At 34.3% G+C, this 17,436-nt stretch carries 10 protein-coding genes and 1 pseudogene; 1 reads left to right on the forward strand and 10 read right to left on the reverse strand.

Annotation, left to right across the window (positions count from 1 at the left end; translation table 11 throughout):
• The 10 genes and pseudogenes from K1X16_RS08880 to K1X16_RS08925 form a co-directional block, all read right to left on the reverse strand.
• A pseudogene (locus K1X16_RS08880) lies at window positions 1-1,568 on the reverse strand (hypothetical protein); the annotation flags it as partial.
• A 375-nt stretch (window positions 1,569-1,943) separates the two neighbouring features.
• The gene (locus tag K1X16_RS08885; RefSeq protein ID WP_225035831.1) at window positions 1,944-3,434 is read right to left on the reverse strand and encodes a helix-turn-helix domain-containing protein; all 1,491 of its coding nucleotides are present in this window, start codon (window positions 3,432-3,434) and stop codon (window positions 1,944-1,946) included.
• Window positions 3,435-3,785: 351 nt separating this feature from the next.
• The gene (locus K1X16_RS08890) at window positions 3,786-5,777 is read right to left on the reverse strand and encodes a protein-disulfide reductase DsbD family protein (protein WP_225035832.1); all 1,992 of its coding nucleotides are present in this window, start codon (window positions 5,775-5,777) and stop codon (window positions 3,786-3,788) included.
• A gap of 142 nt (window positions 5,778-5,919) precedes the next feature.
• On the reverse strand, window positions 5,920-7,035 hold the full coding sequence (locus K1X16_RS08895) for a hypothetical protein (protein ID WP_225035833.1): 1,116 nt from the start codon (window positions 7,033-7,035) through the stop codon (window positions 5,920-5,922).
• A complete protein-coding gene (locus K1X16_RS08900; protein ID WP_225035834.1) occupies window positions 7,016-8,512 on the reverse strand; it encodes a TlpA family protein disulfide reductase in 1,497 nt (498 codons plus the stop codon). The genes K1X16_RS08895 and K1X16_RS08900 overlap by 20 nt, the downstream gene beginning before the upstream one ends.
• Window positions 8,513-8,515: 3 nt before the next feature.
• Window positions 8,516-9,406 (reverse strand): hypothetical protein, encoded by an 891-nt coding sequence (locus tag K1X16_RS08905; RefSeq protein ID WP_225035835.1) that lies wholly within the window; start codon window positions 9,404-9,406, stop codon window positions 8,516-8,518.
• Window positions 9,407-9,418: 12 nt separating this feature from the next.
• Window positions 9,419-10,858: a RagB/SusD family nutrient uptake outer membrane protein gene (locus K1X16_RS08910; RefSeq protein WP_225035836.1), complete on the reverse strand. Its 1,440-nt coding sequence runs from the start codon at window positions 10,856-10,858 to the stop codon at window positions 9,419-9,421.
• A gap of 14 nt (window positions 10,859-10,872) precedes the next feature.
• Window positions 10,873-14,358: a SusC/RagA family TonB-linked outer membrane protein gene (locus K1X16_RS08915; RefSeq protein ID WP_225035837.1), complete on the reverse strand. Its 3,486-nt coding sequence runs from the start codon at window positions 14,356-14,358 to the stop codon at window positions 10,873-10,875.
• Between the two features lie 153 nt (window positions 14,359-14,511).
• Window positions 14,512-15,642 (reverse strand): FecR family protein, encoded by a 1,131-nt coding sequence (locus tag K1X16_RS08920; RefSeq protein ID WP_225035838.1) that lies wholly within the window; start codon window positions 15,640-15,642, stop codon window positions 14,512-14,514.
• A 113-nt stretch (window positions 15,643-15,755) separates the two neighbouring features.
• Complete coding sequence (locus K1X16_RS08925) at window positions 15,756-16,313, reverse strand: RNA polymerase sigma factor (protein ID WP_225035839.1); 558 nt, start codon at window positions 16,311-16,313, stop codon at window positions 15,756-15,758.
• A 237-nt stretch (window positions 16,314-16,550) separates the two neighbouring features.
• Here K1X16_RS08925 and K1X16_RS08930 point away from each other — a divergent pair, with 237 nt between their 5' ends.
• Window positions 16,551-16,985, forward strand: a complete 435-nt coding sequence (locus K1X16_RS08930; protein ID WP_225035840.1) for a hypothetical protein — start codon at window positions 16,551-16,553, stop codon at window positions 16,983-16,985.
• Window positions 16,986-17,436 lie beyond the last annotated feature (451 nt).

The raw sequence follows: 17,436 nt of genomic DNA on the forward strand, positions 1-17,436 counted from the left end.
TCTGATACAACAACATCGGTTGTGCCATCACTTACAGTTACAGTACCATTACCATTATCGGTTACCGTCACTGAGGTGCCATCTACTCCATCTTCACCATCTGTTCCGTTAGAAACTACTACATCGGTTGTACCATCACTTACAGTTATAGTACCATTACCGTTATCCGTTACCGTTACTGAGGTGCCGTCTGCTCCATCTTGTCCGGCTGGACCTACTAATGCATCTAAAAAGTCTTGTTCTGACCCTGAATTACCAGCAGCTAACCATTCTTCGTATGCTGAATCACCATTTTGTCCTCCTGCAACAATACCTGTATCAACTCCTCCGATTATCCAATGATTATTCGTTCCTATTTCTGGAGTTAATCCATCTGCTCCATCTGATACAACAACATCGGTTGTACCATCACTTACGGTTACAGTACCATTACCATTATCCGTTACCGTTACTGAGGTGCCGTCTGCCCCATCTTCACCATCTGTTCCGTTAGAAACTACTACATCGTTTGTACCATCGCTTACAGTTATAGTACCATTACCGTTATCCGTTACCGTTACTGAGGTGCCGTCTGCTCCATCTTGTCCGGCTGGACCTACTAATGCATCTAAAAAGTCTTGTTCTGATCCTGAGTGCCCTGCTGCTAACCATTCTTGATATGCTGATGTTCCATCTTGACCTGCTGGTCCTGCCGATAAACTAATAACAGTTTCATTACCATTTTCATCTCTATAGGTAATGGTACCGTCACCATTATCTTGAATTGAAGTTATTGTTTCAAGATTACCAATGTCTATTATGGTTGTGCTTCCTGCTTCATCTGTAAAAGAAAATGTACCGTCATTATTTTCAACAACAGTCGTTAGTGTTTCTAGATTCTGTACGATTTGCGTTAAATCTAATTGTGTAACTGTACCATTCTCATCGGTATAATCGATATGCCTGTTATCTGCGTTAAGTGCTAAACTCGTTAGAGTTTCTAAATCACTAATATCTATTACAGTTAGATTGCCTTCTTCATCTGTAAACGTAAAAGTACCATCACTGTTAGCGACAATCGTAGTTAAGACTTCAAAATGTTTAATTGCATCTTCAAGATCTATACTCGTTACCACACCATCTTCATCCGTGTATTCTAATGTGAAATCTTCTGTATTAAGCCCAAGGTATGTTAAATTTTCAAGGTCAGACATATTAATTACATGATCATCTCCATTTTCATCTGTATAGGTAAATTCATTATTTTGAATATCCCAAAACACAATATTATCTGGCAAATCATCTTCTACCATTAACTTATTCCAACGCCCTTCAAACCAATAATAATATCCAGGACTTAGCGTTGAAGAAGTATTTGTGTTATACACCAATAAGCTTTCAATATTCCCTGCTGAAATGGTTGTTTGATCGGTAACACTAGTTAGTGGCAATTGCGGTATTAAGATCCCACGATTTCCAGATACAATTTCTAATTGAGTGGATGGATTAGGCATATCGGTACCAATACCTACTTGCGAATAAATAAGATTACTTGTAATTAAAATAAGTAGTAATAATAGTTTTTTCATGAATTCTGATTGTTTTGCCTTAAGGCTTAAATACTTCTATTTTTAAAATGAGAGTTATACTGTTTTGGTTAAAAAATTGAAAACAAATGATAAAAAACGAAACAGTATATTAGAGGGATACGCATTAATTATGCAAAATTAGATTATCAATGAAGGTTATACGAATTGTACAATAGCCATTTACCGTAAAACAGACAGTGTGCAAACAATTGATTTTGTTGTAGTTACGTATTTGTTCAGGAAAATGATGTATTGCACTCTAATTTTGAAGGCAATTCATAAAAGTAATGAGGATACAGGTAAATTATTTTAACTATGAAGAATATACTCCTATTGAGAAAGGAGCATTATACACCTGACAGTATGGAAGAAAAATTAGTCCGTATTAGCTTCTAAGTCTTCAATGAATTTTGAAGGACAAAGCCCTGTAATATTCTTAAAACTAGCAGAAAATTTACTGTGCGAAGAAAAACCAGACTCTTCAGCTAGATAACTTATCTTATAATTTAAGTACTCGTGATTGGTTTTTAACTTTTCGACAATATACTTAATACGCAATTCATTGATATAACTATTGTAATCCGTATGTTTCTCAAATTTAAGTATCGCTCTCAAATATTTAGCATTAGTATTTAACTCACCGACTAAAGTTGATAATGACATATTTTTATCTAAAAACTGATTTGATGCTTCAAAGGCTACTAATTTTTTTAGAAGTTCTTTTTTTGTTTTTTTAGACAAAAGAACTTCTGCAGAGTTATCATTACCGTCAGCAGTATTAATCTTAAGGCTATGAAATATGTTTTTTCTATTATGATATACACCAAGAATTAATAGTAAACATAACCCTCCAATAATAACATAAAACTTAATATTAGAAGACGCCTGTTTAGGCTCTACTTTTAGCATATTATAAGCACTATTTATCATGTGCTTTTTTTTAAGCGTGTTTTCAGTTAAAACAGCATCATATTTTGCATTGTAATAAACAACACTATCTAAGTCTTGTTTTTGTTTATAATAATCACCTAAATCCTTATATATTTTCTCTTTTAAAGACCCATGATTGCTTTTTTCAGAAATAACTAAGGCTTTATTGAGAAAGACACCAGCACTGTCTATGGCCTTAGATTGTAGAAATGCAAAACCTAACCTTCTATAAATTAAAGCTGCCCATAAAGAGCTCCCAGCGTCTGCTTTATTTATTAGCATGTTAGCTCTAGACAAATGCATCATTTCTTTTTCTACTTCTCCAAGTTGGTTATAGGAGCGAGCAATCATTTCTTCTACATTAGCTAGAGTGAAGTGTTTGAGTTGGATATTGTCTTCTTTTTGATAAGCATGGGTCGCCAACTTAAGATGTTCAATTGCTTTTTTATAATTTTCATCAACCAAATCGTATTCTGCCATTTCCTGATAACCCAAAGCCCTGTACTTTATGACTTGTTCTTTATCTGACATTTGCTCACTGGCCTCTATGCCTTTATTTAGGAATTTTTTTCCCTTATCTAAAAAACCAATTAGTCGATATTGGGTTGATAAAAACCCATATATTCTAGATTTAAAATTATAATCTTTTTCAGCTATAGCAATTTCAAGCGCTTGTTGTGCATACATAATAGCTTCACCTCGTTTCTCTTGTTTCGCTAAAATATCTGCAGTAAGCATAAGCGATTTTAACTTTTGCTTTACATTTTTAGAATTAATGAATAAAGAATCCGACAAATGCAGCGCTTTAATCGGATTGGAAGAAGAAATATTTATGGCAATGTCATAAAATATAGAATCAAATGCTTTAGATGACGTTTCTTTTTGAGAAAAAAGAACTAAAGGAACTAAACACAGGAAAAAGAACCGTTTTTTCATTAGTGATTATTTGAAAATCTAAAATTTTCAGCAAATGTAAAACAAAATCAGGTTTAATTAAAGGTTTTCCTACAAACAATACTGTATGCTTAATCCAGAACAAACTGCTGTAAATCAGCACTATTTAAGACTTATTCATAAGACTGTCTAGAGTTACACCTGACTATAAATTCAATTATAGAAAACAACTTTCAATAATTTGGGTTATCATTCTAGCAAGAACCCTATAAACCACAAAAAAGCCACTACTTTCGCAATAGTTTTGTTTGCTTTAGTTTTTCTTGTTTATTCTTAGAGAAAAGCATCCTCCTCGATTTAAAAAATCATTATTACCTGAATGTAACACTAAAACTATTCAACGGTTGAATTTTTATAATTTTTTAATCCTGCTTGCATCCATTCAAAATACGCTTCGGCATCTGGTGTATAGCCAATAGGTTTGACTAGATTCTCCTCATCGTGATCCATCAGCACATAGAAAGGCTGAGTGTTGGCTTTATATTTTATGGTTTGCATCTCACTCCATTTCTGCCCAATGTATTTGAGCTTCTTTCCTGGACGCAACTGAGACTCTACGATATCGCCTTCTTCCAACTTCCGTTTATCGTCGACATATAATGAAATCAGCACGACCTCATTCTTCAAGACGCTCAAAATTTTAGCCTTTGGCCAAACGTTCTGTTCCATTTTTCTACAATTCACGCACGCCCAACCTGTAAAATCAATCATCACTGGCTTATCCACTTTTTTGGCATAGGCCAAGCCCAGGTCATAGTCGTTGAACGCCATGATATCGTGCGGTGCTAAAAGGTGAGCACCTTCTGGAAGCTCCTCATGGTTTGCAGCGGAACCTGCCGTTACTTTAGAATATCCAACACCATAAGGTGATTCGCTATACTCCAATGGTGGTGGAAACGCACTGATTAAGTTCAGCGGTGCTCCCCATAATCCTGGAATCATGTAAATGGTAAAAGACGTCACTAGCAATGCCATCATCAAACGTCCCACCGAAATATAAGCAAGCGGCGAATCATGCGGTAATTTGATCTTCCCAAAGAGGTACAGTGCCAAGGCCCCAAATATAGCAATCCAGATGGCTATGAATACTTCTCTTTCAAGGATATGTAGTTGCAGTACTAAATCTGCTTGGGATAAAAATTTAAAGGCTAGTGCTAGTTCTAAAAACCCTAGGACGACTTTGACCGTGTTCAGCCAGCCTCCAGATTTTGGTAACGAGTTCAACCAACCAGGGAAGGCTGCAAACAATGCAAAGGGCAGTGCAATTGCTAGTGAAAACCCAAACATGCCTACAATCGGTGCTATCCCTCCTTTTGAGGCGGCTTCAACCAATAAAGTTCCAACGATTGGTCCTGTACATGAAAACGAAACGATGGCAAGGGCAAGGGCCATAAAGAAAATGCCAACAAGTCCACCTCTATCAGCTTGCTTGTCCACTTTATTGGCCCATGAATTGGGTAACATGATCTCAAAGGCTCCCAAAAAGGATACTGCAAATACCACTAACAATAAAAAGAAGATGACATTAAACCATACGTTGGTGGCCAATGCGTTGAGCGCATCTGCCCCAAAAATAGCGGTTACACCTGTGCCCAACAGCACATAAATAACTATAATGGCTAATCCATAGATAATGGCATTCCTAATCCCTGCCGCCTTAGACTTGCTCTGTTTCGTAAAAAAGCTAACGGTCATCGGAATCATAGGGAAGACGCAAGGAGTCAATAACGCTGCAAACCCTGATAGAAAAGCCAAAATAAATATAGCCCAAAGCCCTTTGTCCGATTCTTCCTCGCCTTGTGGTGTGTAAGTGTTATCAAGGGTGGTCTCAGAAAAATCAAGATCGTTATATGCGTCTTCCTTATCTGCGCCCTCTGTGTTCTGGATGTTAAAGTTAAAATCAATGTATGTTGGAGGTAGGCAGCGTTGGTCATCACAGACCATAAACTCTACTTCACCTTTTACCATTGACAGTTCAGCATTTAAAACTTTGATACGTTGTTTAAATTGAGCCTTGTCCTCAAAGAATTTGATCATCATGTTGAAGACAGGATCATCAACAGTGTGTCCTTCTCCTTCCAAGGTCTTGCCGACTAATTCAAAAGCTTCTGATTTGGCGAATGTAAAGGTAGTGGGTATTGGTCCGTCCTCAGGAACCACTTGCGAATAGAGGTGCCAGCCACGGTCTATGGTCGCGGTCATAATCAGGTCGTATTCTGTATCTGAAATTTTCTCAATAGTGGTGAACCATTTTACGGGCTCCAATACTTGGGAATAGACAGTGACAGATAAAATCAATGTTAATAATGTAAGTATATATTTCATTGGGTTATGTTTGTATTTAATCTAATGAACAAATAGATAAAAGGAAATAGTTGAAATAAAAGTTGATGTTAAAAAAAATCACCTCAAAATAAAACTGAGGTGATTTTGAAATTAACTCAAATAATAATTAAAAAAAAACAAACTATATTTTTATTGCCGGCTGATTTTTGGCAACTAGAATATAATCCATATAAATGGATAAAGCCTCTAACTGGTTGGTTAATTCGATAATTGTGAAATCACTATTCATCTGATCTTTTAGGATAGAATAAAAATCTTTCCAAGGTGTTTTGTTTTGGACTTCATTTAGAATAATTTCCTCTTCATAATTATCTCCCCATTGTCCTGAATCCTCATGCAAAATAACTCCCGATATTAAATTTAAAGAAGTCTCTTCTTTTAATAGTTTTGCCATTCTGGGATTGTCGTCGTATAACGGTTTATAATATAAATGATCTCTTCCTACAAGCATTAAAAAATTCCTTTCTTCCGAACTGTTTAGGTACTGAACAATATTCTGTTTAATGTCTTCTTCCCTTGTTCCACCATAACCTTCAGCTCGATTTAACATGAGTTGACTCAACACTTCACCATCCTCCTTTTTAAGCAGTCCAAATAACTCCGTTTTATGTTTTTTCAGTAACTCCTTTGTGCTTTTCACAAAAGCTTTACCTTCTTCAGATGGATGGCCTATGGTATATGTTTTAAAAAAACTTTGATCTTTTATTACAGACAATAATGAATCAATTGACTTTGGCAACCCTTTTTCTTTATGTGGCTTTAAAATATTGTACAGACTATAACCGAAGGTCCGAGTTCTATCAAAATCAACTCCAACGACTTTCAGAGGCACTTCCTTTGTGGAATTAAAGGTGTATATTTCTTTCCATGCTTCCTTCCATGATGTATAAAATCCGCCATAAATTGTATATGCTAAATATTTTTCATCTCCTGATTCTAAATATTTATTATAAAAATAGGCTTCGGCAGGTCCGAATTCAATAAACAACGTTCTCAAACCTTTGTTTTCATACAGCGATTTGATTAGCTCGGGGTAAATGGTTGAAGCTACAGAAGAAGAGTGATTTTCTCCTAACAACAATAAATTTTTACCTTTCTCATTTTTGAAAAATGAATCAAAATAGTGTTGATTCTCAATTGTAACTTGACCAACTACTAAACTGGTTGACAAGATGAAAATGAATCCTATAAAAAGTCTTAAATACATCGCAATAGGGTTAAAGTTGGTGTTTGTCAAACAATTTTAAAAGCATAGGATCTGATGGAAATGGTGCCGTGGCATCAATAACTTTTCCTTCAGGATCTAAAAAAATAAATCTCGGAATCATTTTTATATTATAGGTTTCTGAAAGTATATCGTGTGTTTCCTTACTGGCAATTAATTGATGACCAGTAAGAGATTTTTCTTTTACAAAATTCAACCATTTCTCATGATCTTTTGCCTTGTCAAAAGATATACTAACAAACTGTATATTCTTACCATGATATTGCTTTTCAACCTTTTGAAGACTCGGAATTTCCTTAATACAAGGACCACACCAAGTTGCCCATAAATCAATATAAGTATACTTACCTCTAAAATCTGATAAAGAAACACTTTCTCCTTTAGTATTTTCAAATTTAACATCAGGTGCCTCACTTCCTTCGAGCATACCTTCTAAATGTGTGAATTTTTCCCGAACTACCTTTGCCATTTCTGGATAGGGCGAAGAAGCGTCAAAAGCATTGTAAAGTCTATTTGAAAAATCACTAGATAAAGAATAAGCCATATACTCATACCTTACCTTTTCTGGAAGTTCATTTTCTAACCAATCATAAAACTCTTCAGGTTCGGATTCCTTCTCTATATATAGGTCATACTTTTTCTTCAAAAACGCTTTAAGAGAATAAAAGTATCCAATGCCATTTTCACTAATACTGTAGTCTAAATTCACATCTTTTAAAAAGTCAAAATAATCTTCTGGCAAATCAGGTTCCTTATTATTGTTGTAACTCGAGTTTATACTTGGATAATTGATTTTAGAACTAATTAATGTTGCATAGTTATTGATTTCATAAAACCTTATTAATTCTTCACTGAGATTATATTTGGATTTATAATCATTGAGAAAATCCATTTTTTCATTATATAGCCTCTCTGCATTTTGTTTAAAATCATTTGGTTCTCTTTGACTAACATCATACCAATTTTTGAGATATTTATGTTTATAATCGTTAAATGTTTCTTCTTCTGCAATTGCAAATAGAATATCATCTGTGGAGTCTCCTGTAATATTTAAGGTCTCTTTTATATCATCAGCATCCACAGCCACATTCATACTATCTCCTTGTTTTAAATAGAGATACAACATCTTAGAATCAAAAGTTCCTGTTTTAACAATAGAGTCTTTTCCGTCTTTAGTAGTGAAACTAAATTCTTCAGTTATAGGTGTTCTTCCAAAAGAAAACCAACCCTTGAGGGGTTCTTTTGACTCCAACCTCATTTTAAACTTCCCTACACTATCAAACTCAACAGGATGTTGCGTTAAATTTTGTAAAAAGTCATAGGCATAATATGAAAAATTCAAAGTTGTGTCCTTTACGTTTTCAACCTGTCCGGTTACAACTATTGCGTTAGATTTTATTGCTTTTTTCTCCTTCTTTTCACAAGACACGATTAATATCAATGTTAACACAAGAAAAAATAAGTTGTTGTTCATTTTTAAATTATTCATAAATTAGTTGTTTTCAGGATTATAAGGGCTCTCCTCCCAATTTGCATTAACAATATCCAAATCAACACCTTCTTGTCTAAACATCGCATCTACGAGATCGTATTTTTGTCTTACCATTGGATAAAGATTAAAGATGCTATCTTTCGTACTATTTGGGGTTGTTGCGGCCCATGCTGCAAATAGGTCAAAATCTTGTTGGTGGGATTTGATTAGGTTTTGGTTATCCGTTAAAAACCCTTTTTCATAGGCTGAATCTAAAGAGTTGACTTGCCAATAATAAACAGCTGCATCTGTCTTTATATCTACAAATGGTTGATAAAAGGAATTGGTGTTTGTTGCATCATTACGGAATATGTTAGAAAGCCCATAGTAGAACGTTTGTTTGAGTTTTGTGCTATCCATTTCTTCATTTTTTAAGCCTCCAACGGTCAAATCTCCATTGGAATTATACCAAAGCTTTGATATGTATTCATAGCTATTATAAGAACTAGTTCCTACAATTAAATCATTTTCAAATAAATAGAAATTTCGTGGTACGAGGTTTCTGTTGTCAAGGGGAAGTTCATTTATAAATTCATCTTCAATCATATTGATATAGATTATTGCAGCAGTCGTATCAGCAGGCATTCTTTCTTCTGAAATATTCAGACCTTCTTCTGAAACTAAATCTTCATACATCCTAGGGTTTGTAATATCGGTATACACCACAATACCAAAATCATCGTATAAGCTTAAAATTCTATCATTTAATGGACTTCCTGAAACAAGATTTGCAGGTAACTCATTTGGAGCTACATAGTCTGCTTCAAGAGGCCCTTCTTTGCTGCACGCAACGATACACGCCACTACGACGACGAGTAGAGATAAACGAGTAATATTTGTAATATTTTTCATAATGAATATATTTTATCTTGGATTTTTTTGCATCAATGGATTATAGTCAAGTTCTATTTGTGGGATTTGTAATATATACCGCGGATCATTATCAGAAAGGATATAGGTCTCATTATCATAACTGTGGATAATTTCAGGCATACCATAACGCCTCAAATCATACCATCTATGGAATTCGCCAAAGAGTTCTCGACGTCTTTCATCCCTAACTACATTTATAACTTCTTCTTGACTGTCATAAACTTGAGTAGTATATTTATAATAATCTGGATTTGCATCAAATGACGCATCAAATTTAGTTCTTCTAATAGTGTTAAGGTCTGCCAATGCTTGATCTTGCTGGTTTAACATTGCGTAAGCTTCTGCTCTATTTAAAAAAGCCTCCTCTACCCTGAATCCACGAATAGGTTCTCCCAAACGATTTGGAAACGGTCTGTTTTTAAAATAAGCTCTTCCCAAAGGTCCTTTCACATACGTAAAATAATATAACCTTAAATCGCCTGGTTCATATAAATCTGTGAGATCATCTGAAATTGCAAGTGCTCCTGGGAAAAAGACATAATAGTACATTTCATTTGAACCATATTTAAATAACAGATTTGAATTTCCATCATTAAAATAATGTGTTCCTTGACCATATCCCCAACTTGTTTGGGCAAAATTTATAGAGTTTGTTGAAAGATCAAATAATGTATTATTAAGTCCTATAGTTTTATCTGCAAACAAAATGACATCTTGATACCTTTGTTGGTATAGCGCAACCCTAGATGCCAATAAATTAGCAGCAACAGGTGTTATTTTGTAAACAGATGTGACACGTTGATCATTCTCTTCCATTAATTGAATACCTGCTAAAAGGTCATTATTAATTTGATCATAAACTTCCTGTACTGTGTTTCTTACATAAGACTCTGCCTGTACTGTGGGATCCAATTTGAGAGGCACCCCCAAATCAGAACTAGCTGTACTCTCACTATATGGCGCACCATAAAGATTAACAAGCTTAAAATAAGAAAACGCCCGTAGCACCATTGCTTCACCTTTAGTATAAGCTATTTCCTCAGCATTTCCATCTGCATCATCCACATTGTCTATAACAACGTTGGTATAATATATTGTTTGATAAAAGTTTTTCCAAGCCTGATCGTAGCCATTTAGCATGGAACTATGCTCATGGGTATCCTCGAATGTGAAGGGGTGCAACGCATATTCTCCTCGATCAATGTTTAAATATCTTATGTCTTGATCGTCAGTCATCATTTCCACATAATAATCTAAAGCTACAATGGTTCCATAATCTTTCGTAGTAGGATATGCAAAATTTAATAATTCTACATAATCACTAATTGTTTGTGGCTTCAATTTATTTTGAGGCTCCTCCTCTAAAGCCTTATCGCAGGAAGTCATTAATAGGACTAATACTGGTATAATTTTCTTTAAAATAGATTTCATAATATTATGTTTAATTAAAATGTCACATTAAAACTCATCAAAAATGAAGTTGGGATAGGTAAAGATTTGTATGGGAAAGTTTCTGGATCATACCCATCTAAACCTTCATCAGCAAACAGCAATAAATTGTTACCTTCAATTTGAATATAACCTCTTGTTAACTTTAAACTTTTGAGCATATTTTCTGGTAAATTGTATTGAAGTGTCACATTACTTAAGCGTAAATAGTCTCCTTTAATCACTCTAATATCACTCTTGTTCCAATAGTACTTATGATTATTAGCTCCTGTTTCATTTTGAATATGCGGAATATCAGTAAAGTTTTCATCTCCTGGCTCTCTCCAAGCGTTAAGAAGTTCCCTATTCAAATTTTGATCCGGAGAATACATCCATGACGTTAAAATTTCTTCTTTTCTGAAATAATTACCAAATCCATAGGTCATGAGCGCTGAAAGTCGAAAATTTCGAAATTCAAAGAGATTGCTAATTCCTCCTTGGTATGGAGCTTCTATTGGACCATTATACACCAGGTCTTCCATACCAAATTCTAGATCTCTTGAAGAGGTTGTTGTCTCACCATTCGCAAGATTAAAATGAGCGATTCCATTTTCATCCAAGTGACTGTAAGAAACTGAATAAAGCGCATTTAAAGGTTTTCCAACAATGGCTGCATCAGGTTTATAAGGAAATGGGGATAACATTCTTGACACATTTGGATCTATATTTACTTTCTTAACCTCATTTTTATTATAGGCAAAATTTACTGTGGTACTCCAATTAAAGCCAGGTTTAGCATTACGAATATTCCTAGTTGTTAACCCAAATTCAACTCCTTTATTAGAGACATCAGCAAAATTAATAGGCAATGATGAAAAACCGTTGACTTCAGAAATTCTAGTATTAGTAATCAAATCTTTACTATACCGATCATATACGTCAATTGCTCCCTGAATTCTATTATTTAATATTGCAAAATCTAACCCAATATTGGTACTATATGTTTTCTCCCATCTTAGATTGGGATTCGCTGGAGAAGCTATTGTCAATAAATCTAAGTCTGACCAATATGCAGGATTTAAAAATGACGCTACAATTTGAGGCGTATTTTGCGAATTGGTGGACCCTTGTAACCCATATGAAGCACGGATTGATAGATTATCGAATACACTTTCTTTAAGAAAATTTTCTTCCATCACATTCCACCTTCCTGAAACAGACCAAGCAGGCTCCCATCTATATTCTGGACTTGAACCAAATAAATTTGACCCATCGAAACGCACATTACCATTGATGACATACTTATCATATAGAGAATATGTTAATACACCAAAATATGACGCAGATTTAGTAGTATAGTCTCTAATTTTCAAATAAGGTGAACCAGCCAACTCTTCACCGATATTCTCACTGGTAGCAATGACACGTCCTCTATCATGCAAATAGCCCCATCCAACTGTATTATCACCTCTGTAATTATTAACGCGGTATTCTCCTCCTGCGTAAAATTTAAAATAATTCACATCAGTTTCAACTGGAGTATATTCCACAGCCATTCGCGTCATATAATATTCCTGAAAATTAGAATTAGAAAAAATAACACCGCCTCTAGGCAAATTACTGTCTTCTGGCGCAGGTTCTCCATAATTAGACCTTCTTATTCCAGCGACTTGATTCGTCTCTTCTGTATAGTACGTCTCATTTAACTGATTACTATTGGTAAAATTAAATACTCCAAAAAATTTAAGGTTATCAAGAGCATCATAATTAATGGATAGTCTAGTAGTATTACTGTTTGTTTTAGTTTCTTGGTTAGAATTATCATATTCATTCATAATATTGAACAAATAAAAATCACTGTGCCCTCGGTACATGTTATAGCTTCCATCATTATTATAAAGAGGGAATGTTCTACTGGTATTTATAGCATAGTTAAAAGGGGTCGGAGTAACTCTCGTAAAATTCGATATTCCTGCAGGAACATAGCTATAAGGATATGAAGATCTGTTAGTATTAAAAGTAGATAAATATAATTCTACATTCAATTTCTCGGACAATTTTGCATTTAACTTAACTGAACCGTTGTAGCGTCTATTTGTAGTCAAAACATCTGTTCCTTCTTGATTCAAATAAGATAATGACGCATAATAATTAACATTCTTACCACCACCTGAGATATTAAAATCAGTTGATAAACTTACGGCATCTCTAAACAGCTCCTTAAACCAATCTGTATTAGACGTTTGCGCTAAACGTACTTCATCCTCAAATTGTTGCCAATTTTGTAAATCTCTATTTTTATACCGTGCATATGCCCCAGCAAGTCCAACAGAATTGATATTGGCATCAGCGTTATAATATTGTAATCCAGAATCAAAGTAATACTGTTCTATGCCAATCCGCTCTTTAGAATTCATGAGGTTAAAGTCACTATAGCGTGGTCTCTGAGTAACACTTGTACCGATGTTAATATTAATTACTGGTTTTCCTTCAATGCCTCTTTTAGTTTTAAGTACAATAACACCACCTGCTGCTCTAACTCCATAAATTGCTGATGCAGAAGCATCTTTTAGCACCGTTATAGACTCTATATCTTGGGGATTTATACCTGACATGGAGTTTCCAATACGATTTACTAAGTCTGGAGTATTCAATTCTGCTGGCGTTAATGGCACTGGATCTTCCAAAACTACACCATCAACAACCCACAAAGGAGACGTGTTTCCCGTTAATGTAGATGTTCCTCTTATTTTAACAATAGGCACAGAACCAACCTCACCCGAGGTTTTTGCAACTGCAACACCGGCGATTTGACCTTGGATCATATTATCAATTTGAGGATTCCATGCTGGGATATCCTTTGTTTTCACAGTACTTATTGCCCCTGTGTTTTTTTTCTCAACAATAGTATTGTACCCTGTTATGATAACTTCACTCAAAGACGCAACATCCTCCACTAGAATTACGTCAATGTTATGCTGGTCCTTCACTTCGATAGTTTGAGTAAAAAAACCAATAGAAGAAAAAACTAAAGCATCATTAGAATTCGCTTTTATAGAATATTCACCATTAAAATCAGTTGAAGTTCCTATATTTTTATTTTTTACCAAAATAGTAACTCCCATCATCGGAACTCCATTTTCATCTACTACTTTTCCTGTTACCGTCACAGCTTGTCTCAAGTTAGATGAACTCTTCTCTCTCTTTTTTACAATCACTGTACTCTTAGAAAACTCAAAAGTCAAATTACCTGGAGTCAAACTTTTCTCAAGTAGTATGCTTACTTTAATGATGCCTTTTTCGAGAGGTACTTGAGGAACATTTTTTATAAGATCATTTCTATAAACAAATTTTAAATCCGTTTGTTTATTTATTAACGAAAAAATCTTTTCAATGGATAACGATTGATCGGAATCTATAACGATATCAACATCTTGAGAAAATCCTAGTTTCGGACTTAAACTAAAGACTGTAGTACAAAACAGAAAGATAAACGTTTTCATCATTACCGTTAAAAATCTTCGTTTATGACAAACGAAGAGGTTGGTCATTTTAATTTTCATAAATTTGCATGGAGTTAGTTAAACATTATTTTAATTAATTCTCTTTAAAGGGATTTAGCTACTGCTGTGGAAGGTGCTGGCTTTATTCCTTTTTTATTTTATGATTATCTTTTTATCATCTATTTTAAAATCCATTTCTCCTGTTTTCTTAATGTTATTTAGTAATTCTTCAATATTATCACTTCTGTTTAAAATTCCAGAAAACACAATATCTCGGTTGTTTTCATTTTCAAATAACACTTCAACATCGTACCATCTCGATAAGGTCTTCATCATATGTCCCAAGGACTCCTTGTCAAACATGAAATAACCGTTTCGCCACGATGTTTCATAGGCAACATCTACATTTTTTACCGTTAAGCTATTGTTTTCTATATTTATTGCACATTGTTGCCCCGGATTCAATAATTTCTCCCCAAATTCTGACGTCACAGCTACTTTGCCTTCTACCAACGTACTAAATATGGTATTTTCATCTTCATAAGCCTTAACATTAAACTCTGTACCAAGTACAGTGATTTCCTGAGATTTTGTAAGCACATTGAAGGTTGCCCCCTTATGTTTACTACTTGGTGACACATCAAAATATGCCTCTCCATAAACTAATTCGATATTTCGCGGTTTACCCTCAATAAAACGCACAGGGTATTTTATTTTTGATTCCGAGTTCAACCATACTTGGGTACCATCAGAGAGTTCAACGAAATATTGACCACCTCTTGGAATTGTAAGGTAATTATATCTGATTTCAGCAACATTTGCATCTTTTACAGGTGTATTATATGATACTTTTTCGCCTTTTACGACCATATTGCCTTTTGAAAATTTAGAATCCTTTTCCAAGGGCATTTGTGTACCGTCTTCCAATGTTAAAATCGCCTTATTTGATCCTGGTTGTATATTGGAAGTCACTATTTGATGTTCCAATGATTTTTCAGAGGAAAGTTGTCGCGTTAAAAACGGAATTGAAATAAGAAGCACAATAGCCGCTGCCACCGCATACTTCCAATAGGAATTCTTTATATTTCTATCTGATAATTTAGTTGAAAGTTTTTTCCAAGCTTTTTCAACATCAATATCCTCTATATCTTTTGAATAATTATTTTTCATTCTGGCAAAATACACCCTATGAAGGTCAGACTCATTAAGCCATGAATCGAAAATAGCCTCTTCCTTTTTTGAAAGCGTATCGTTTAGTTTTTTGATGAGAATTTTAAACTCCATAATGATCTATTTATTCGGGGCTTTACTATAAAGACAACGAAAATTAAAAAAAGGGTGACATTTTTGTTAAAAAAATGTGAAGTTATTGTTAAGTACGACTATTTGTAGTGAATTTATTGGTATAAATCTAATAATACAAGCACACACATGATAGATTCGCTAATTTTCAGTTTAGCTCTTTTTAACTGTGTTTTTACGGTATTAATGGAGATATCCAATTCGGCAGCAATTTCTTTGTACTTGTAACCATGCAAAAATTTAAGTCTTACAATTTGCTGCATTTTATCAGGAAGTGAATCTACTATTTTGAGAACTTGATGATAAACAATTTGCTTGTCCTGATCTGAAGTAGTATCAAAAACATGTTCAGTTATGAGTGCAATATTAAAATCCAGAAGGTCAAAATTATCAGTAATTTTCAAGGATTTTAAATAGTTTAGACATCGGTTTCTAACCATTCTATATATATAACCCTGAAGTGAGGATTCTATATTTATCTTTTCAGGTTTTTCCCAGATGTAAACAAAAACATCCTGAACCACATCTTCACTTGCCTGTTTGTCAAACAAATACCCATTGGCATATATAACTAAATCTTCATAATTTTTATTGAAAAAATTTTTAAAAACCTGACGGTTTCCTTTTTTGATTTCATTTATGATAAGATTCATTAGTTCAGAGGGGATTTTGGAGTGTAAAACAAATCTATAAAAAAGAAATTTAATGATGTCTACCCTTTATGAATAACAACAAGCCTTATATAATTATATCGGAGTTTATTTCATAACCTGTATAGTTGTTTTAAGACATTTTGAATCTTAAGCCACTGACTTAACAGACAACTGTCTGTCAATAATATCATTTATATTTGAAAGACAAACCCTAAAAACCGCACAACAAAGCAAAGTATGAAACTGGTTTTTACTCTTACATTTTTACTGTCTGTACTAATTATAGATGCACAAGCGTATATTAGAGAAGGCAAAGGCGATTATAACCGAGTAGTATATACTTGGGACGGCAAATACTTAAGGCAAGGTAAAGGCAGTTACAATACGGTTCTATTCACTTTTGATGGTAAATACCTCAGACAAGGCAAAGGTGACTACAATACCGTTTTAGCCACTTGGGATAACAAATATCTACGCCAAGGAAAAGGCGACTATAATACAGTGCTTTACACATGGGATGGCGAATACATAAGGCTAGGCAAAGGCGACTATAATACCGTTTTATATACTTGGGACGGCAAATACATACGTCAAGGCAAAGGAAAGTACAACCCGGTCTTATATACGGCAACAGACGTAATCCCTATTGCAGTATTGATATTTATTCAATAGTGTTGTTCTTAACTACTTTGTGTATATCACCTTTTAACCACTAGAAAGCTAGTTGTGTCTTTTTAAAACATAGCATAGATTGCTCTGGTTGTTTTTGTTGCTTTAATAAGTACCACACCCAATTGTGGTAGCACTCACTATAGATACAAGTATAGCTGATCACTTAGCAGCTATTAGTTTTACACCTGAAGAAATTGCCAAAAGTATTAAGGCCGAAATGCTATAGTTTAGTATGACCTATCACCCTGACTTTAGACAAGCCATTGCAAGAAGTTAACAACCTTTGTAACGATAGCATCGTACAAAACGATTTTAACTGGTCTCACGATTTTGACCTTAAAAAATAGCTTCAGAAATGTTAACGTAGTAAAAGGAAGAACCTATCATTCTAAATGATAAAATTTTTTAGCCTAATAGCAAAACCAAGCACAATTATTCCCCCTAAAAAAAA

This window comes from Winogradskyella sp. SM1960 (assembly GCF_020179375.1).
Lineage (GTDB): Bacteria > Bacteroidota > Bacteroidia > Flavobacteriales > Flavobacteriaceae > Winogradskyella > Winogradskyella marina.